This window comes from Pseudomonas sp. 2822-15, from assembly GCF_002742515.1.
Classification (GTDB): domain Bacteria; phylum Pseudomonadota; class Gammaproteobacteria; order Pseudomonadales; family Pseudomonadaceae; genus Aquipseudomonas; species Aquipseudomonas salomonii.
The window spans coordinates 1-20,315 of the sequence record NZ_LJRY01000320.1; the positions used below are offsets into that span (position 1 = coordinate 1).

Annotated in this window: 15 protein-coding genes; 2 read left to right on the top strand and 13 right to left on the bottom strand. The window is 51.4% G+C overall.

From position 1 onward, the window contains the following. Positions 1–470: 470 nt before the first annotated feature. The 13 genes from AOA59_RS27865 to AOA59_RS27925 all read right to left on the bottom strand — a co-directional run bounded on the left by AOA59_RS27865 (position 471) and on the right by AOA59_RS27925 (position 16,588). The gene (locus AOA59_RS27865; protein ID WP_099489746.1) at positions 471–1,373 is read right to left on the bottom strand and encodes an alpha/beta hydrolase; all 903 of its coding nucleotides are present in this window, start codon (positions 1,371–1,373) and stop codon (positions 471–473) included. Between the two features lie 10 nt (positions 1,374–1,383). Next, positions 1,384–2,415 carry a fatty acid desaturase gene (locus AOA59_RS27870; RefSeq protein WP_099489747.1) on the bottom strand — a complete coding sequence of 344 codons (1,032 nt, stop codon included), beginning with the start codon at positions 2,413–2,415 and terminating at the stop codon, positions 1,384–1,386. A 39-nt stretch (positions 2,416–2,454) separates the two neighbouring features. Then, positions 2,455–4,191, bottom strand: coding sequence for a fatty acyl-AMP ligase (locus tag AOA59_RS27875; protein WP_083221183.1), 1,737 nt, complete (start codon positions 4,189–4,191; stop codon positions 2,455–2,457). 101 nt (positions 4,192–4,292) lie between these two features. Next, on the bottom strand, positions 4,293–4,550 hold the full coding sequence (locus AOA59_RS27880; RefSeq protein WP_065926209.1) for an acyl carrier protein: 258 nt from the start codon (positions 4,548–4,550) through the stop codon (positions 4,293–4,295). Between the two features lie 2 nt (positions 4,551–4,552). Then, positions 4,553–5,374 carry a fatty acid desaturase gene (locus tag AOA59_RS27885; protein WP_065947530.1) on the bottom strand — a complete coding sequence of 274 codons (822 nt, stop codon included), beginning with the start codon at positions 5,372–5,374 and terminating at the stop codon, positions 4,553–4,555. Further along, a complete protein-coding gene (locus AOA59_RS27890; RefSeq protein WP_143522835.1) occupies positions 5,367–6,503 on the bottom strand; it encodes a fatty acid desaturase in 1,137 nt (378 codons plus the stop codon). Before AOA59_RS27890 ends, AOA59_RS27885 begins: the two co-directional genes overlap by 8 nt. A 20-nt stretch (positions 6,504–6,523) precedes the next feature. Continuing rightward, positions 6,524–7,549 (bottom strand): 2Fe-2S iron-sulfur cluster binding domain-containing protein, encoded by a 1,026-nt coding sequence (locus AOA59_RS27895; protein ID WP_083221185.1) that lies wholly within the window; start codon positions 7,547–7,549, stop codon positions 6,524–6,526. Positions 7,550–7,568: 19 nt separating this feature from the next. After that, positions 7,569–8,354, bottom strand: a complete 786-nt coding sequence (locus AOA59_RS27900) for an SDR family oxidoreductase (protein ID WP_099489749.1) — start codon at positions 8,352–8,354, stop codon at positions 7,569–7,571. Between the two features lie 16 nt (positions 8,355–8,370). Then, positions 8,371–10,044, bottom strand: a complete 1,674-nt coding sequence (locus AOA59_RS27905; RefSeq protein WP_143522836.1) for a choline/carnitine O-acyltransferase — start codon at positions 10,042–10,044, stop codon at positions 8,371–8,373. A gap of 40 nt (positions 10,045–10,084) precedes the next feature. Next, entirely contained in the window at positions 10,085–11,398 is a 1,314-nt protein-coding gene (locus AOA59_RS27910; RefSeq protein ID WP_065926214.1) for an FAD-binding oxidoreductase, read from the bottom strand. 10 nt (positions 11,399–11,408) lie between these two features. Then, on the bottom strand, positions 11,409–12,860 hold the full coding sequence (locus AOA59_RS27915) for a DUF2156 domain-containing protein (RefSeq protein WP_083221186.1): 1,452 nt from the start codon (positions 12,858–12,860) through the stop codon (positions 11,409–11,411). A gap of 57 nt (positions 12,861–12,917) precedes the next feature. Next, complete coding sequence (locus AOA59_RS27920) at positions 12,918–15,503, bottom strand: aminotransferase class III-fold pyridoxal phosphate-dependent enzyme (RefSeq protein ID WP_099489751.1); 2,586 nt, start codon at positions 15,501–15,503, stop codon at positions 12,918–12,920. Beyond that, on the bottom strand, positions 15,500–16,588 hold the full coding sequence (locus tag AOA59_RS27925) for an acyl-CoA dehydrogenase family protein (RefSeq protein WP_099489752.1): 1,089 nt from the start codon (positions 16,586–16,588) through the stop codon (positions 15,500–15,502). The genes AOA59_RS27920 and AOA59_RS27925 overlap by 4 nt, the downstream gene beginning before the upstream one ends. A gap of 899 nt (positions 16,589–17,487) precedes the next feature. On the opposite strand from AOA59_RS27925, the gene fabI reads away from it, so the two are divergent. Beyond that, the gene (fabI, locus tag AOA59_RS27930; protein ID WP_065926218.1) at positions 17,488–18,282 is read left to right on the top strand and encodes an enoyl-ACP reductase FabI; all 795 of its coding nucleotides are present in this window, start codon (positions 17,488–17,490) and stop codon (positions 18,280–18,282) included. 199 nt (positions 18,283–18,481) lie between these two features. Further along, positions 18,482–20,314: an AAA family ATPase gene (locus AOA59_RS27935; protein WP_099489753.1), complete on the top strand. Its 1,833-nt coding sequence runs from the start codon at positions 18,482–18,484 to the stop codon at positions 20,312–20,314. The last annotated feature ends 1 nt before the right edge of the window (position 20,315 follow it).

The window sequence follows — 20,315 nt, forward strand, 5'->3', positions numbered from 1 at the left end:
AGTGAGATCGAGCATCTACTGCCGCATCAGTGGATGCCTGGCTGATCTACGCAAGGCGTATTCCCCGTACGCTTACGCACAAACAAAAAAAGACGCCGAAGCGTCTATTCCTTAAATCCCAGGCAAAAAAAAGCCACTCGTTAGAGTGGCTTTTTCTTTGTGTTTGGAGCGGGAAACGAGACTCGCATCTGGCGTCAGACCCATTGAAATCTAAGGGGTTTATTTTCTTGCCGAAGCAGGAAAAGACTCAATTCTGGACTTGTTTTTGAGGTGTATCAAGAGCCTGTTATCACGGATACAGTATGCTATGTCCGGAGATGTCCAAATCTGAAAATGCTTTGCCATTGATCCAACCAATCACTTCATGGGTAGAAACAGGCAAATAACAACAAAGTTATAACCTTCTGTCGTCTTTGATTCTCCTACTAGCTAACGCGACGCCACCCTGAGGACGGCGTCAAGTTCCGGTTTCAGCTGGTTAGCAAGGCATCACACAACTGCTCAAGGGCCGAGGTGGAGCGAATAATGCCACGATGCCCAAGGCCCGAGGTTAATATTAGCTTGGCACCTGGCCAAACTTCGACGAGCAATTCGCTCTCGATTTTATTGACGTAAGTGTCGTTGGTATCATGCAACGCGACCAATGGAATGGACATGGCTTCGGCTCCCCGGTAAGCGCTGTAAAAGTCCCAGTTTTCACCTTGCAACTGATAGCGGTCGAGCACGACGGACGACAAGTGCGCTTGCATGGTCCGGGTCAGCCGCAACTGAGCCGACACTTTCTCGAACACACCATAGAAACTGGAAGGCGAACTGATCAGCCCGAGGCGCTTGATGGGGAGGCCGGCTTTCACAGCATTAACTGCGGCAATTCCGCCAAAACTGTAGCCAATTACGCAATTGATACTGTCATACAGGCCGACCATGTGCGTAATGCATTCCTTAAAGTCCAGCATATCCGCTTCATCGCCTCCGGATTGACCGTGAGCGACCGCATCGAAAGCCGCAACACACAGTCCGCGACGGGTCAGCAACTCGATCAACGTGCGAAAATGCGACGCCTTCGACTCCCAGCCATGCGCCAGAAGAACGTCTGGGCGCTCTCCTCCCCACAGGTAGTACTTGCAAGAAACGCCCGATTTGATCGCAAAGTCCCCTGACACCGATGCGCTTACAAGGAAGCGATCCCTAGGATCGTTATTCTTGCGACGCGGTTGAAACAAAAGACTCTCCATTTTTCTTTTTGTGAAGCCAGGCGCGCAAATCTCACTGAATTTCATCGCAGTGCGAAATAACTTAAGCGGCAGCGTGCCGTTAAACTCAGGCGCATTGAAATCGCCATAAGATGCGGTAATTTTATCTTTGTAATTCACGATGACTCTCCTATTTTAAATCGCATCCATAAGGCATGTTTATTTCTTCATAACGAATGAAACGCTGCCTTTTTTCGTCCCATAAATGACACGACAGATTGCTTGTAATATCGGCTATACGCCAGGTTGTCCGATGCACTTTCGCAATCCCCTCAATAGCCGACATCGCCGCCGGAAGGTGATAAAAAGGCACCTTTGCATTGACGTGATGCACTTGATGATAACCAATATTGGCCGTCACCCAGTGCCCCAGCCGGCACATACTGAAGAACGATGTACTGTCGAATGCCGCATCCAAATAATCCCATTCTGCCGTCGCGTAAAACTTCGCGCCCTGAAAGTTGTGCTGAGCATAGAAAAGGTAGCTCCCCACTGCAGTGGCAATCAGTAGCGACGAGATATAGAGGAGCACACTCAGGCTGCCCGCGAACTGATAAAGCCCTAGCAGCAATACGCTATGGAGAAGCACAGACATGAAGGACGTCCAGCAGCGGCGAAAATCAATGAAGCCTCTAGCGAGCGTCGGCAGCACGAAGAAAACCAATAGCCCCAACACCATCGATAAACCGGAGCGCCTGAGTTTGTAAAGCGCCTTCTGCCTTGGCGAAAATGCGGCCCATTGCTCAGTGTTCACAACCATGAAGTAGCCGGACAGGTAGCTCTCGGCCATTGAGTTCGTACCAAAATTCAGAATCGAGTTGGTACGGTGATGCTCATCGTGACTACGCGTCCATTGTGCCGGCGGAAAGAAGATAAAAAGTCCAAAAAAACCCAGGATGGCTTTAACTATAATGTTTGTATTTTTCAACAACGCGCCATGGCAATAGTCGTGATAAATCACAAACAATCTAATATTCAACGCCACAGCCGCGGCACACCCCAATATGCCAAGAATGATATCATCCGAGAGCGCAATCACGGAATAAGCAGAAAATAACATTACCACCGTGGATATCAGGCAGAAATATGAGTACCCAATCCGCTCATGAGCAAAACCTTGAACAATATCAAATAACTTTCGCTTTTCTGATGAACTGAGCACGTTATTCTCCACTGTCACCCAAGTGTTTCAGCTGGCCGATCATGCTTGAGCGCCCCGAAATTTTCCTTGTATATAGTCTTGACGAACTTGAAGTCTTTTTATCTTACCGCTGGTAGTTTTGGGGATATGTGATTGGTCTACGCAAATCACTTCATGGGGTCGAATCCCGTGCACGGTGAAGCAGTGCTCCTTGATCATCGATTCAAGTGTTTCTACTGAATAGACATGGCGCTGTGAACGCTCAATCTCCTGAATAACGATGAGTTGCTCACCCTGCGCCTCAATGGAAATGGCGGCTCCCGCATCTGCTTTGAAAACACTGGACAGCGCCTGAACGGACCCTTCGATATCTGATGGGAAATAGTTTTTCCCATTGATGATGATGACCTCCTTCAAACGCCCGGTAATGAACAGCTCCTGCGCATCAAAAAATCCGTAGTCACCTGTTCTCATGAATGGCCCTCGCCCATCCTCGGTCATGGCCTGGAAAACCACCTCGCTTTCTTCGGGACGCTGCCAGTAACCCTGAGCAACGCTTGCCCCTGATACCCAGATTTCACCCACATCCCGATCATTCAAAACTCGGCGGCTCTGGGGATCCACAATCAAGACTTCATTGCCCAATACTTGCCCGGAACCGACTACCGTCTTTACGTCAGGCCGTTCGACAACAGGCACGGCCCGCCCTAGAGAGAGCTGCTCGCTATCGATAGTGATCTGCTGATGCACCTCACGGGGGCTACCACCGGTAACGAAGAGTGTCGATTCAGCAAGTCCGTAGCAGGGATAAAAAGCTTCGTGACTGAAACCGTATGGCGCGAACTGCTCGGAAAATGACTTGAGTGTCTGCGCATGAATAGGCTCAGCGCCGTTAAAGGCAACCCTCCAGGAGGAGAGATCAATACCTTCCATTTGCTTGCTGTTGGAGTGTTTAGCGCACAATTTGTAGGAAAAATTTGGCCCGCCGCTGGACGTTGCGCCGTACAGCGAGATTGCCTGGAGCCAGCGCAACGGCCTGCGCAAAAATGTCATCGGCGACATGATGTTGGCGGTAAAACCTGCAAACATTGGCTGAATAATGCCGCCCACCAGCCCCATGTCGTGAAAAGGCGGTAGCCAACTGACGACAGAGCTATGGGCATCATGCTCGAACTTACGATAGATGACCGTGGAGTTATGGAGCAGATTTTGATTGGTGACGATGACGCCTTTGGGATTTCCCGTAGACCCAGAAGTGTATTGCAAGAAGGCAATCTCACCTGGACTTATGACATGACGTGGCTCGACGTCCGAGTTAGCCACTTCATCGACGACAATAATCCTGAACGTCGTGTGTGTGAGCCCCTCTTTTTCCAGCCACTGGAGCAGAGAGTCCTTCAAAGCAGAGGTGGTCAGAATATACCGAGGATTGCAGTCCCTAATGATGACCCGCAGCCTTACATGTTCGGAGTGCGAAACCATTGGGTAAGCTGGCACCGCGACGATCCCGGCGAAAATGCATGCATAAAAGCTTGATATATAGTCAAACCCTGATGGGAATAGAAGGATAGCCCGCTCTCCGCCATCGCCTACGTCAAAGTGCCCGGCGATAGACCGCAGGCGTGCGAGCAGTTGACCACAGGTCAACGTTTCGCAGTCATCCAAACCATTGTTGAGGAAGCGATAAGCAATACTGTCGGACTGGTGAATACCTCGCCACTGACACACTTCAACTATAGATTTTGCAAAACAGCGTTCTTCAGTATTCGGAATGTTATAAAAATTTCTGTCGGTCACGTTGACACCTCCTTCCTTGCCGGGTACTTATGGAAAATAGTACGCCACCCATGCCACGTCGCAGGTCGGCGGTGCATGACAAACGGGTGCTAATCCCAAACTTAATTCAGCGCCATGAACGCTTTCAGTTCACCAACAGTCTTGAATGAGAACACCTTCGACTCCGGAATTTCAACGCCAGAGTTATCCTCCAAATAGCCCACAAGTTCAAAGATTTCAACCGAGTCCAGGCCCAAAGAAGGAATAAGCAGACTCATCAGAGACTCTTCGCCCTCAAGCGAATCAAGAATGACAAGCGACTCCGAGCGAATGTGGCCAACAGCCTCATAAAGAAGATTAAAAAACTTGCAATTACCCACGCTTACGACTCCTTGAACACACTGAAAAAATGGCTTCCGCGGATGACCTTACGCTCACGCTCATCCAGCATCTTGCTTCTGGTCTCAGGCAACCGAAACCAATGGATATCTGGCATACAATGGTGTTCCTGGTGATAGCCATTATTGAACCAAAGCAAATTGTATAACCGTGAATAGCTACTCACGGAATTGCTCATGCTATTGGCCGGGTCACAGCCGTGATGCTCTGCATAGTTTTCCAGTGAAGCCATCGACGTCCCGAGGTAATGAACAGGAATCACAAACAGCACAAACGCCAGCGGCTGATAGATCAGCGTTAGAGTGACTGCAAAGACTAGGATGCTGATCTCGATCATCACCAGTGCGCCGACGCGCTGATAGGCATCTTTAAACAACTCGGTGACAGACAGCCTGAAATAACTGAGCAGCGTGTAGCGCAATGCACTCTCCTCGCCAGCGTCACTGCCGTATAAATAAAGCGATGATCTGTCCTTTGGCGGCTGATCGCCCACCCATCCATCGTTATTGAAAACGTGGTGATTGATATGGTGTGCCTTGTAGAACGATTGCGGCATGCCCAGCGCCAGTGTATTGATCACTGAAAACACCAAGTTACCCAGGCGCGACTTGAAAAACGGATTATGAATAAAATTATGTGCCACGCATTGATAGTTGGTACACATCAATAGAATGTTGGCCAATGCCAGAATGAGCAGACTCGCAATCGACAGTTCGTTAAACCACACGACTGGTACGACCCAGCAAGCAATATGCGCCAAACTCAAAGCCACCAGCACGCCATCGAATTTACTATATTTAAACATTCTGCTTTCTCCACTGACGACGCTGTTCAGACATGATTGCTCCTTCCTCAGCCGTGGCATAATGCTTTTCCCAATGCTCCAGTTTTTTCTCCATCACTCGAAACCAATAGCGTGGAAACAACGAGCGGAAAATTTGCACAACGTAACCATGCTCAATCAGTACCGGGCTTTCAATACTACCCAGCGACCAGTATTTTTTGTTTGGGTTAGCATGATGATCCGAATGCCGAGTCAAATTCAGCAAAACCGCGGATGAAAATAGGCTGCGGCAATCCCAGCTGTGGGCTGGCCTGACCTTACTACCTGGCACACGCACCAAACCATAATGTTGAATGTAATTAGTGCATTCATAAGTAACTTTCGAGGTCACCACAATAATTAGATAACACGCAAAACCCATTGCACCTGCGACATATATTGAGATAGCGATGATCAGCAGCGTGAGGATGAAGCCTGGTATCAGTCTATTCCCTAGGCCGTGGACAGATCTCGGCAATCTGTTCAACCGCGCCTTCTCGAATGCCCAGGCTTCGGCATACTGCTCCCAGGACGAGCGGACAATAAACCGATAAATACTTTCACCGCGACGCGCTGTCGCTGCATCCTGAGTTGTCGCAACATTTTTATGATGACAATGTACGTGGGAAATGGCGAACTGGCTGTCAGCAACGATCGCTAAGGCTAGATTGCCCGCCGCCATGTCAAGCTTGCTGATTGTTCGGTGGGTCAGTTCATGTCCCACCACCATATTGATGCTGAGTACGAACCCTGTGCTCACGGAAGCGACAACAACCTGTAAGAGCGTCCATTGTCGTTCAGCCAGCGCCGGCGTATCAACCAGACGGGCCAGCGCTTGCATAGCTTCATGAGCATGTCCGCCGGCCACGAGCAACACCGCGCCTACCGCGATCAGCGACTGGACGATATATACATACATAAGCCCGTCGAGAACAAACGACCAACGTCCGGCATCCTGAACATCGCCGAGATCAGAGAATCGATCGAGCACAAAGTAGCATGCAAAGATGAACAACAAGTTTAGTAAGGGCGCCCACCCACCCCACAAGGTCGAGAACACCAACAGGGGCATATAAAGTAAAGGCACCGCCGAGAATCTTAAATACTTCACGTATCACCTACCCAGTTCAATTATTTGCCGAACGACTCAATTTCCCACTGATGGTTTTTCACGGTATGCATCTTCAATACGTCCAGGCAGGCATTGACCAGGGATTGAGAGCCACACATCAGGAAACGTTCCGTTCCTTTTAACCGATCGCCTTCCGTTGCCCGAAACATCTCATGCAATATTGCAGGCACACGCTCACCGTTCGTAGCACTGCTGGAACTGGATTCTCTTGAAACCGCCACACGATAATCAAAGGCCGGGTATTTTTTCTTCATCGCCTCAAGGCGCCTTCCGTCATAGCAGTGAGAGGAATAGCGCACTGCATGCATTAACAGCACGGAGGCCTTGGGATACTTTCTCAACCGCCCCTCAAGCACTCCCAGCACCATACCCAACGCTGAACCACCCGCGACTGCAACACAACGATCGGTTTCTTTAGGCCAGTCGTCTAGAGAAGCTCCAAATTGCCCAAATGCGGCGCTGACGTTCAAGTCGTGATGGATGTGAGCGTTATCAGATAGCCACTGCGAATAAAAACCGCTTTCTCTTCGTGCTACATCTACAGCCAATCTTCCCGGACTTGTACTGACAATAGAATAACTTCGACCGTCAGTTGCCCCCGGTATAGTCAGCATAACGCTCTGCCCTACCTGAGCGACACAAAGGCTGGATAATGTCACTCGGGAAATGTATTCGTTCATCGGCTCAATATGTTCAATACGTGCCGACAGCAGATTTGTCGTGTCACTGAGCTTATGCAGAAAATCCAGATGGACGTCACTTTGCGGTACAGCTTGGCAGGCCAAGACATACCCTTGTGCAATCTGAGAGGGTGTCAGGCAGTGGCTTAAATCAATCAGCGATCTAGCCTGTCCATGCGCTACTTTCACAAGACATTTCTGGCATGCGCCAACTTGACAGGAATACGGCACGTCAAGACCTTGCTCCAGAAGACTATCCAAGATCGTATTTTTCCGGTGCAACTGACATGGCGTACTGCCGACCTGACCAACAAAGGGAGGTTTTTTCTTAAAAAAGGAAAGCATTGGGCCTACCTATTACGAGTTACTGATTGATCATCGCGGTGATTTGCCGAGCCAGCCAACGAGGGCTGATACGAACCGACTGCATAGCCAACTTATTCACCAGCCCGGGGACAATGACCACACGGTTACTTAACAGGCCTTTGAAACCGATCCTCGCCACTTCTTCCGGGCTCATGACAATACCGAACAACCCCTTGGCGAGGCCTGTATCCGCCGATCCGGCTCTTAGATGAAATGCCGTCTGAGTCGTACCTGGGCACAACGCTGCACATCTCACGCCCTTCTTGCGCAGTTCCACCGCCAATGCTTCAGTGAAGTGCAAGACATAGGCTTTTGAGGCGTAATAGTTTGCATAATAAGGTCCGGGCTGAAATGCAGCTAAAGATGCGACATTTAGCAAGTAGCCTTTACCCCGACGTACAAAATGTTGTGCGATAAAATGGCTCAATACCGTAAGTGCGCGGATATTAGTTTCAATAAGCGCACTATGATCGACCACATCGGCGTCCAAAAAACTGCCTCCGCGACCGACACCGGCATTATTGATAAACACTTCTATCACTTCAAGATATGGCGAAAGGTGTTCTATCAGCTGGCTTAACTCATCAGCATTCGATAAATCAAAACTCAAACACTTAACCGTCACTTGATAGTTCGCAGCAAGACGCTCCGCAGCATAGTTTAGTCGCTCTTCATGATTGGCAACCATGATCAGATTATAACCACTGCTCGCCGCCTCCTGGCTAAGCGCGTAGCCAATACCGGAGGATGCTCCGGTAACGACAGCATATTTCCCTTCTTTCATAAACCAAGCCTATTTATTAAGATTGCGCGACAGCAATGCTGCTTTTCAATTGGTATGCCAGGCATGCGGAAAACCGATCTAGCGATACAGGCGGGTGCAATAAGCTGTTTAGCAGAAGATCCAAACTCACCGAGTCTTCCTTAATCAGATAACCAACGCCTAACATTCCAGGTACATGGCAAAGCGTTCCAAACTGCAGCAATGCGTTTTGGCTGCCTCCGTTGGACGCCATAATGGTTCTGTCATAGATAAAGCGAAATGCCGGTAGACCAGCCAGCACTGAATACTTCATCACCCGCTGGACGATCGCATTGGTCGCTCCACCGGCCCAGCGCAAGTAACTGATCTGCAAGAGATGGGAAAGCAATCCCAAGCCTTGCTTGGAGTGCGATATGGCTCGTTTATGCGCTTGCGTCGCTTGCACGAGCACGTCGACTTTCTGTTGTGAACTTGCCGCTGACTTATAACGTTTGAAGGCGGCACTTACCGGATTGATGAAATCAAGTGCACGGCCAGGCAAATGGTCCAGTGCAACAGGTTCGAACAGGGTCGGTGGCGACCCGGTCGTTTCTCTATAAGCTTCATAAATGGCCAGCTGCACCAACATGTCTAACGAGATACGCCGCCGCCTAACCGCGCTCAGGTCCAGATCCTTTATACAAAGCACACGGTGCTCAACGCTTCGCAGTTGGTTGTCTAGATAAGACTTGATCGAAGCCACCTTTACACGCCCCAACTGTGCCTGCGCAACAGCGTTGTCATAGCGAGCCACCTCTTCCTGAATCAAGACGGCCGGGAGCTGCGACGGAGCATTCTGATTCTGCTGGACTGTCGAGACTATTGATGCCGCTTGAGCGCCAGTAAGGCTTGCATGCTCGCAGAGCACGAGCACTTCATTGCTGCCAAGGCGCGCGCACACCTGCAATGCCTTGTCGGCAAACCGATTATCTAGATTGACAAGACGCCCCGAAGCGCTGTCATTACTCCCCGCCGGATCAATACAAAGCAGGAAACTGCACTGGCGCAACACCCTTAGCCCTTCACCCGCCACCGGATCAGCCTGTAGACGCACCGAAATGGCAGACCACCCATGACGACGATAGGACGCACACTCCGACAAAGTCAGGGTTGCGCCATGGACGTCTTCAGGGTTCGGTTTAAAGATGATGTCGATCAATATCGTTCGAAGATGTCCAAGATCCAGGCAGGCATCCACTGGCACCTTGAATAGAGCGCCAGCGTGCAAAATGGCGAAATAGGGGTAAGTGTCAGGGCAGACCAGTGCGTCGCAAAAAGCCCTTGGTGAACGCCAAATACGAAAAGCCCGGGCAACGTCGTCGCTCGCCAAGCAGGCTTGATGAATAGCAGAAATCAGACGGGTAAAACGCTCGACGTCTGCCTCATGCTCCTGACCCATTGAAAAGACCAGCGGGAAATTATTATAAAACGGCAAGCCTCCACGACACGTCAGGTAGAAATGCGCGGTACTGTCCTTGTAACTGCTCTGGTAGCCGCCCATCCATCGACGCAATACGTCGACCCCATGGAAAAAACTAACGGATAAAAGAAACAGGCTGGATACAAAGTGCGCACGCGCTCTGCCGAACCCTTGAATACTTTGAATATGTTCAAATAGAGCGCAATACAACCCGCGAATACTTAGTGCGGGCGAGCGTTTTTTATAATCCACTGTTTCTGCCCTCCTGGCATTTAATTATTCCTCCCACGACTCAAGTGCTACTCAGGCCATCCGCCAAACGCAAGAACTTGATGTATGAGCTAGAGGCCAATGGTAATAACGCCGGCGGTGCCAAATAAGGGGCGCTGCTGCGATACCAGGGCAAGTCGGGTGAACAAGAAAATGCTTCCAGCCAGTTTGCATAGGACGCGCCATTGGCCAACGACAAGGCCAAGCCGTGCCCGCAGCACCCCACAAAACTGTCGACCGACGATTGTCCACGGGTAACGACGGGATAGTTATCTAGCGTGACGCCAATGGTTCCGCTCCAGACTTTTTCAATACTGATATCAGCCAGTTGAGGTAGAAACTTGCTCAGCCCTTCGCTCAGGCCTGCATAGACCTTGTAGGACTCCGGTTCTCCATCGCGTTGCCGCTTCCATACAGAATCTGTGGAATAAAATGGCTCCCCTCCGCCGAACAACAAACGATGATCAGGCGTGATGCGCAAGTAATTAAAGATTCTTCGTACATCGATGATCGCGTTGTTCGGCTGTAACCCAAGTTGTGCCATTTGACCAGGCAGTAACGGCGCAGAAAGCATCAGCGAAGTCGATATGGGCATCACTCGTCCGCGCAACCGATTCAACGAGGGGGTAAAACCGTTCGTCGCCAACAACGCCCTCGAAAAGCGCAGGGAATGCCCATTCGCCTCAACGAAATGTTCCTGAGGCTCGGCACACCGAGTGTTGACGTAAATCTCTCCACCCATGGCCAGGATTTTCTTGGCCAAAGACACTACGAGCTTCACAGGGTCAATGGTCGCTGTATTTTTATACTCGAGCCCCGACAGGTAACCCGGGCTATCGACAATCCCTTTGATAGCCTTGCGATCGTAGGTCTCTACGTCAAAACCCGCTGCAATCAACGCGTCGCCCTCCAACTGGAGTTGTCTATCATTGGCCGCGTTGGTGGACACTTTGAACTGGCTACCCATCAACAAATCACAACCCAGCTTTTCGTCGCGAATCAACTGCGTGCTGTAGTTAAGTGCGTCCAGGGTGTGGACGAAAATCTGACGAGCCTTGACGTCACCATACTGTTTCACCAAAAGGTGATATTGCTTGCCAATACCTGGCCCTATCATCCCTGAGTTTCGGCCACTGGCTCCACTGCCTAGAGGATGGGCATCGACCACGATGACTTTGCGGCGCGACCCAAACTTTTTCAATATGTGGTAAGCCGCAGACAACCCTGCCAACCCCGCACCAATAATCAGATGATCGCACTCTGCGTCCGCGCACAGTGATGGCAAGGAAATCTCGGCCCCCGTACGACTCCATACGAGGTTTGATGTGAAGTCCATTTCAATACACCTAGATAGCGTTAGTTAACTTCATCAACCGAAGCAGAATTCCAACACGGAACTTTCCATAGGTGGCGAAGTACTCAGGTGTCACTGACATTGGCTGCCACTTCAACTTGTAAGCCACCTGACTGGCTGCGGGATAGATGCGCTGTCCCTGCTTTTCCAACGCGCCCAATATCCATCTCAACAGACGGCTGCGCGAGGAATACGTATCAAATTCATCCGTCACACCATAGAAGGGAGTCAGCCCAAAATTCAGGTACTTCTCGCCCTCTTGCTTGAAGCGCTTGATCGCCTCGACATTGACCAATTCCATTGTGCCAGGAGGCAACTTGGACACGCGGCGCGTCAGGTCATGCATCCACCCGTTGTATTCGCCAAAGGCTGGCACGTAACTAATGAAGCCGACAATCTTGTCGTGCAGTACGGCGACGAAAATTCGCTCTTTGTCCAGCCCGCTTGCACCCAGGTCGCCGACCATGAACGACAGCAGTTTTTTGCTTCCTTTGGCCTTCAACCACTCCTCGGTAATGGACGAAAGCATGCGCTGTTGGTCCGGTCCGTTAGGTAGGTCAACCCCCAACTCCTTGACAATGACCCCTGCCTTTTCGGCTCGCTTGATCTTGTTTCGCAAGCTCATGAAGGGGCTACCCGCCATCGAAAAACGCTCCAGATCCAGTGTGTAGGAGCAGCCCATCTGGTTGACATGAAAACCTAGCCTTTCGAACAGATCGGCTTGATCACGACGCAGTTGCACACAAGACAATTCCCGGCCATGCTCCACCGCGTGGCTGATGAATGCCTTCAGCAGCGGCTCCCGATTATCCGCAGAGCTAATAACACCGGTGAGGATGAACAGGCACTTACCATCGTCCTGAAAAGGCAGGTATCCGGCCAGCCCTTCGACAGTAAACGTTGAGATACCACTGTTGAGGGTCAGGAATAGCGACGGGTGATTCCCAAACCGCTCAGCCCAGAGAAATTTTCGCGCGCTATCCACCACCGTACCGTTAAGCTTTCTTTCATGTGCCATCAACGCTTGAAACTTCGCGTAGAGCGGGTGTATGCGTGGCTCGAACGACATCGCTCTGGATTTGAAGCCATTTCCGAATAGACTGCGATCACCAAATAGATGAATGAGAATCCCCATCAGCGCCCATTCTACCTCTACAAAATAGCACCACAGCGCGGCAACTATCGCTGCCGTGAAAAAATTATGCGCGCCGTTATACAGAACATAGTAGATGTCGGGCACCTTGCCTTGGTAACGCCTGTACGCAATTGCACCCGGGAAGTAACCGATAATATCGATATACGAGAACAGGATAATCAGCGGAATAACTCGAACGTCCGCCCAGTGGTACAAAGTGATCAAGACGCTCGCGAGCAATAGAAACCCGTACTCAACACGCGCCATTGCCCGTGTGTTCGGACTTTCAAAACTATTTACTACATCCATTTAGTACCCCTGGAGACTGAACGACGGCTCATCGAAGATGCTGCGCAGTGGCCCATGTCAAGCTGGCAAGCGATCTTTTTTACGATCAATGTAATAACTGAATCCATGGCGAGCAGCCAACTCACCCACCTCCTTGGCTTCGTCATAGGCAATTTCTTTACCAATGCTATAACTGGAACTTACATTTTCCATGCTGAGCAATATGGTTTCCGAGAGGCATGCCAGACTCACCCCAGGCTCACAGCCGATGATGTTGCAGTCACTCAACATCGCTTGTGCATCGGGCAAGGTAACCAATCCTCCCTCGTACACCTCCCGAGCCCCTCCCTCACGCAGCACATCGAAGGGGCGGGCCACGTCGAAAATCTTACAGGTCTTCGGAAAAACGTCGGCGGCGATGAAAGGTTTGCCTTCGCTGGTAGCCGAGTACACGCAATCAATGTCCTGGGCGATTACGGTGTGCTCCAGCCCAATATGGACCTCGAAGAATTGCACGCCACTGGCCGTACCGGCATCCATGATCGATTGCATTAATACAGGCACCTGCTCGGCCGGGCAGTGAAGCAACGCCTGTTCGAGATCGAGATTCCTGCAAACGCCCCAGAACTTCCCGGCGGCGGATTCATCGCTGAGACACTCGACTCGCAGGAGCACCTCGATCAGCGCACCACGCAAATTGATGTACTGCTCCTCGACCGTAGAACTCATGCTGCCAACGATGTCTATCTTTCCAAAAAACTGGCATAGATCCATGAGTGCGACACGACCTACAGACCCCCGAGCACCGAATATCATCAGGCGCTTGCGCAAAGCCGATGGGCCGAATACTTCACGGATCAAGTTGCAACTGGATATAGCTGTAAGGCTGTTACCAGTGGTCAAACGGAAAGGGGCATCAGCAATGTCCAGACCGCCTTTTGAAATAACCGAAGTATAAGCGCCTAAACCCACCACAACGGCGCCGACATCTTGGGCTTTCTGCAGATACTTTTTCAACAAATCGGCCTTATCGGCGCGACTCAGCTTAAGCATCGCTTGCGGACTGATGGGGCTGTAAATCATTGCGCCATTGACTACCCGGCCATGAGGGCTTGCCATTGAGAATTCAAATACAACTTCAGGACTGTTTTCTATCTGCCCGAACGAGAAAAACCAGTGCGCCAACGCAAGCTTCTGCGCTTCGGTGAAGTATTCAATAACGGCTTCCGGCAAGCCTCTGCAGATATCCTCGGCACTCGTGGAGTGCAGGAGAAATGCGAACTGCACATGGTCACCCTTCACCGGCTGTGGCGACAGTGGCCGGGGCCGAGGTTTTTTCTTGGCATTACCTTTCACTGGCGCATCGCTGGCTGCGGGCACATACCCCACCAGGAAACCCATTAGCTTGTCGTAACGCTTGTTTTGCAGAATCTCGCACACCTCCTCGAAGGCGCCGAGGAATCGCTTCAACTCTGACTTGCTAATAGTGAGCGCTGGCTGAAAACGGATACTCCCACGCTCGGCGTCATTCAACAGCGGCATGCAAAAGATGCCTTTAACGTGCACAAGATAGCCACAGATCAGTAGCGACATTAAATCGCTTTTCTGCGCATAACTGACGATATAGTTACCTTGGGTCGCCGGATCACTAAAATGCAATGCGTACATAAGCCCAAGGCCACTGTAAGTAAAGCTGGTGTATTTATCCGCCAGTAACGCGAGTCGCTGGCTGATGATCGCCTCGCATTCCCTAACATGCTCTAACAGCGCGCTTTGCTCGCACATCAATGAATTGATGACAGCGAGCCCAACAGCACATGCCAAACCGCCGTTGGCGAATGTAGAGCTATGTTTGCTGTCGAATTCTGCACTATAGACACCACGCTTAATGATCATGGCGCCGATGGGGATAATGCCTCCGCCTAGGGCTTTAGAGAGCAGGATGAGGTCAGGCTCAACCCCAAAGCGGTGGGCAGCAAAAACGGCCCCAGAACGCCCAAGACCGGTCTGAATTTCATCCAATACCAGTAGCGTTCCATAAACTCGGCACAATCTCTGTGCCTCTACCAGGTAGTTGGTCTCGGCGGGAGTCATGCCCCCCTCACCTTGAATGGGCTCTACAATAAAAGCAGAAAATCGTCTGGTTTCCAGAGCCGCCTGCAGCGCTGCTAAATCGTTGTACTGCACTTTACTGTAGTTTTCGCCATCGACAATGTCGGGGTTGCTATAGCGCTTGCTGCCCGTCGCAGACAGTGCAGCATACGTTTTACCATGGAACGAGTTTTTTGCAGACAGCACTGCCCTTCTGCCAGTTTTCAGGCGACTTAACTTCAGGGCAGCCTCGACTGTTTCTGTACCCGTGTTAGTGAACACGACCTGCTCGTAATTGGCGCCTGCGACCTGGATCAAGCGATCAGCCAATTGCTGGGTGCTTGCAGCGACAAAGGGCTGAATAAAGTTCGGGCACTCACGTTGCAAATAGTCAATCGCGATCGCGTTCAACTCGCTGGAGTTATGCCCAAACGGCAAAGCGCCATATTGCGCGACGCCATCTAATATTTTTTTACCCTGAGCATCGTAGTGATAGCAGCCTTTGCTTCGTACGATATCCAAATCGAGCTTGAATTTTTTGAGCATCGACTGACGGTAGGGTTGGAGATTCACAGTTCACAACCTTGGCTCATCTGCTGTTCGAATCCAAAGCGCGTCACAGGATGGAATGCAAGTAAGTCGACAGCCTTAGCAAGATAATGTGCCTGGTTATCGGAGAGGTAGCGTTGTGCACCGAAATTTTCAAAGATGCATATTTTGATTTCTTTCAGTGTGCGCTGGATTTGGTAACGCAACGCCAACACCTCAGGCACGAGCCATGCAATATTAGCCGGCATCACGTTTTCTGCGATTCCCATTACGCTATAACGGCACTGGGCAAGCCCGCCTTTGATAGGAATGAAAATCGGTGGGCTCGCCATTGCGCTAGGACTGAGGCGCTCGGAGAGTGCTTGGCAGGCACCAGTGTAAGCGGCACATATGAATAGATTAAAGCTAATCAAACCGGTATTGAGATAGAGCTCGAACGATTCGTTTTCCGCCCAAACAACCCAACCATTCTTAACTGTTACGTCATCAAATATTACTTCATGGCTGTCTGTTGCTAGCAGGATATCGCCGGGCCAAAAGTCTTTACGTTCAAGTCCCGCATCGCCATTGGACAAAATTGCAATGCCCGGCAAGCCTTCTGCAGTAACGATTGACACTGCGTAATAGTCAGCAACGTTACTCATCGTACAAGGCTTTTTACTGCCTGTAATTTTAATAACGCCCTCTTCATTTACGCTCGCGGCGACGCTGGTGTGGAAAATATCTTGATTTCCCGAGCTTTCGGCAAACGCGGATGCCATCAACTTACCGTTCAGCGAAATATCGTTGAGCAACATGTCCGCAAACGGAAACGCGGAGGGATACATTGCGATGGTCGATACAACATGATAGTGCATACAAAGCATCAGAGCCGCCGAAGGACATACCGCAGCAACTAACCCAACCGCTTCAAGCGCTTCTTTCAGCGGCAGCTGGAGCCCACCGTACGCTTTCGGAATAATTAAAGCAGGCAGCTTAGTTTTGGAGAGCATGTCTTTAACTTCTTGCGGTGACAGCTGCTCCAACTCAAGCAGTGACCGACCCTCTGTTAGCTCCAAAAAACAGTTTGCCTGATCCAGGCCAGAGCGCAGCACTTCATGAATTGACATCGCGGTAACATCCTTATTTTTCGTTTCTTGATAACAGATTAGCGTGACGCGCAATTACACGCGCAACGCGGCTGCCTATAGCCGGCAGCTTATTCGCCTACACTGAGCACTCCATAGCAATGGACATTCCAACGCCATTAAATAATAAAAATTCAGAGCACATAAATGATGCAGGCAGGCATTCTATGAGCGACCCTGCTTTTGCCTATGTTTAATGTGCACAAGTATGATTAATGTTAAGTCGCGACCAAATCTTAGACGAAACAACGCGCCCTTCAAGAAAAGTTCAGGAATTCTGAAATCAGTGGCACATCAATAAATAGTTAAAATAGGAGACGGCAGAATAGAGCGAAAAGCTTAAAGCCAGAAAGCTCAAAGCTTTTGAATAAGAGGTTTTTTCAGCAATTTTCATAAGCCACTCCGTGCTTTACTTTTTTCTTCCTTGCAAGCTTTCCTCTTGCAGGTAAAACTCGGGACGCACCTTAACAAGTTGAAAACCAAAAAACAAGTGCCCGCTTTCAAAAAGTATACTGTTCTATCCAATCCCGAACTTAACAGGCATCACTCGAGCGCTGCCTTTTTAAGCATGGGAGTTGGCACATACGTACTAACTGGGGAGCGCTCACTGCCTCAGCGAACTCCGATCCCCTACAGTCTTCGGCCAGATTGCTACCAAGTATCACAGGCTCACGTATCGAATCGAAGTTTCTCAATTTACACCTCAAACAAGCATACCGCTTATAGTTCGGTGTAGAATTCGAGCTCGCTAGCCGTTAATTGACGGATATCGACAGGATCATAAGGGGGAGAAAAAGGTATTGGCTCCCCCCTCTAAGGAAACAGTGATCGTCCGGCGCAATTGCCACGGACACTGACTATCAGCTTGAAAGGAGCAACACATGGGTTTCCTCACCGGTAAGCGCGTATTGATCGTAGGTGTAGCCAGCAAATTGTCTATTGCCTCCGGCATCGCAGCAGCCATGCATCGGGAAGGTGCAGAGCTTGCGTTTACCTACCAAAATGAAAAACTTAAGGCTCGAGTGGAAGATTTTGCGGCGAGTTGGGGCTCAAAGCCAGAGTTGTGCTTTCCTTGTGATGTTGCGAGCGACGAGGAAATCGCACAGGTGTTTCAAGCCTTGGGCGCTCATTGGGACAGCCTAGACTGCATTGTGCACTCTGTCGGCTTCGCCCCCAGTGACCAACTTGAGGGCGACTTCACCGAATCGACCACCCGTGAAGGTTTTCGGATTGCCCACGATATCAGCGCTTATAGCTTCGTCGCGCTGGCCAAGGCAGGGCGCAAAATGATGGCAGGCCGTAATGGCAGCCTTTTGACACTTTCGTACCTGGGCGCGGAACGCACCATGCCTAACTATAACGTCATGGGCATGGCAAAAGCCTCTCTCGAAGCCAGTGTACGTTATCTTGCCGGCTCACTAGGCCCGCAAGGCACTCGCGTCAATGCCGTCTCGGCTGGCCCGATACGCACGCTGGCCGCATCAGGTATCAAGAACTTCCGCAAGATGCTCGCGGCTAACGAGGCGCAGACTCCACTGCGCCGCAACGTTACTATCGAAGAAGTTGGCAACGCTGGCGCATTCTTGTGTTCGGAGCTGGCGTCCGGAATTAGCGGCGAAATACTGTATGTCGATGGCGGCTTTAATACTACAGCAATGGGCAACATTGAAGATTGAGGCTTCATAGGTTGCGTGAGCTTGTTATTAAGACTCAACGCTTCTGCACTTTCGGATCAGGGGCGGCCAATAGGCCGCCACCTGATAACCCTCCCCCTCAGAAGCACTCTCTCAAAACAACTTTTCGTAGCAGCGCACTGGCAAATGGGCGCATTGAGCAATACCCTGCCCGTACCGCCCCAACGTTACGAGCTGAAACATGTCAGGGATTGCCATATTTGAAAGCCCACGTTGGCTACGAGATCTTCTCCGCTTCTTGCCGCTGAAGAGCCAATTCGTCCTGTCCGGTAACATCCGGGACCTGCAGGCCAGTGAAGTGACGCCCGGCACGGTGACAGCGCAGAGCTTCAACCAAACCCTCTCTAATGACCTACTCGATGCTGGCTACGCCCAGGTCATCGCTTGGGATCCCGTGTCCGGTTTTCGGGTAGTCGACAAACCCGGCTGCGCCCCTGAAGCCGGCCAGACGTTGCTTCATGAACTTGGCCTGACTCCAATAAATGGCGCAGCACCCGCAGGTATCGATCTGCTGGGCGCCACCCTGCCACGACTGGTGGGTCGTGCTGGCGAACCTATCGCGTTGATCATCGATTTTGCCTCACGCCTGGTGGTTCGCAACGACTCCCTCAGCGCCGCTGAACACCAGCTCTTCACCCAGGCCCTGGTGCAATCCCATCAGGCTCGCAGCCGTCCGGCCACAGAGCTGCGCAAACCGTTTTTCAATACCCTGCTATGGCTGGTGGAAAAAGAAGGTGATTTGCCCGACTGGTTGCTGGTCGACAACCCGCGCTTGCGCCACATTCCCGTGTCCAAGCCCGATCAATTGTCCCGCCGTGCATTGGCACCGGCGTTGCTCAAAGGGCTCAGTGGCAGCCAGGGCGCCAGCGAAGTGGTCATGCGTCAGGCTGTGGAAGCCTTCGTCCAGAACACCGAGGGATTGCTGCTGCTCGATCTCAGCGCCATTGCGCAACTGGCGCGGGTCGAGGGGGTAGCCATGGAGCAGATTGCCGATGCGGTGCGCCGCTACAAGATCGGTGTCACCGAGGACCCGTGGCTGAAGATCGACCGTCAGCGTATCCGGCATTCGGACGCGCTCGTCCACCAGCGGGTCAAAGGCCAGGAGCATGCCGTGACGCACATGCTCGACATCGTCAAGCGTGCGATGACAGGCGTCGGCGCCAGTCGCAAGGGCAACCGTCCACGGGGCGTAGCCTTTCTCGCGGGGCCGACCGGCGTGGGCAAGACCGAACTCGCCAAAACGATTACCAGCCTGCTGTTCGGCGACGAAAGTGCATATATCCGCTTCGACATGTCGGAGTTCAGCGCCGAGCATGCCGATCAACGCCTTATCGGCGCACCGCCCGGCTACGTCGGCTATGACGTCGGCGGTGAGCTGACCAATGCTATCCGCGAGAAACCGTTCAGCGTGGTGTTATTCGATGAAATCGAAAAAGCCCACCCACGGATTCTCGACAAGTTTCTGCAGATCCTCGACGACGGAGTGCTGACTTCAGGCCGCGGTGATCGGGTGTACTTTTCGGAGGCCCTGATCGTGTTCACTTCCAACCTGGGGATCTATCGCCAGGGTGACAATGGCGAACGCGTTGCCAACGTCCTGCCGGGCGAAGCCTTCGAGCAAGTCCAGGACAAGGTGCACAGCGAGATCGACCGATATTTCAAACTCGTGCTCAACCGGCCGGAAATCCTCAATCGAATCGGCGAGAACATCATCGTTTTCGACTTCATTCGCGAAGGCGTTGCAGTGCAGATCTTCGAACAAATGGTCAACGCCACCTTCGACGACCTGCAGAGACAGAACCTGTTTATTGAATTGGCCCCCCAGGCACGCCAGACACTGCACAATCTCTGTCTGCAGGACCTGTCCAACGGTGGCCGGGGCATCCGCAACCAGTTAGAGGCACGCCTGCTCAATCCCCTGTCGCGGGCACTGTTCGATCAGGACGCGCAACCGGGCGAGCACTTCACGATCACCGAGTTGGACATCTCCGGACTGAAGATGGAACGCCGCTGAA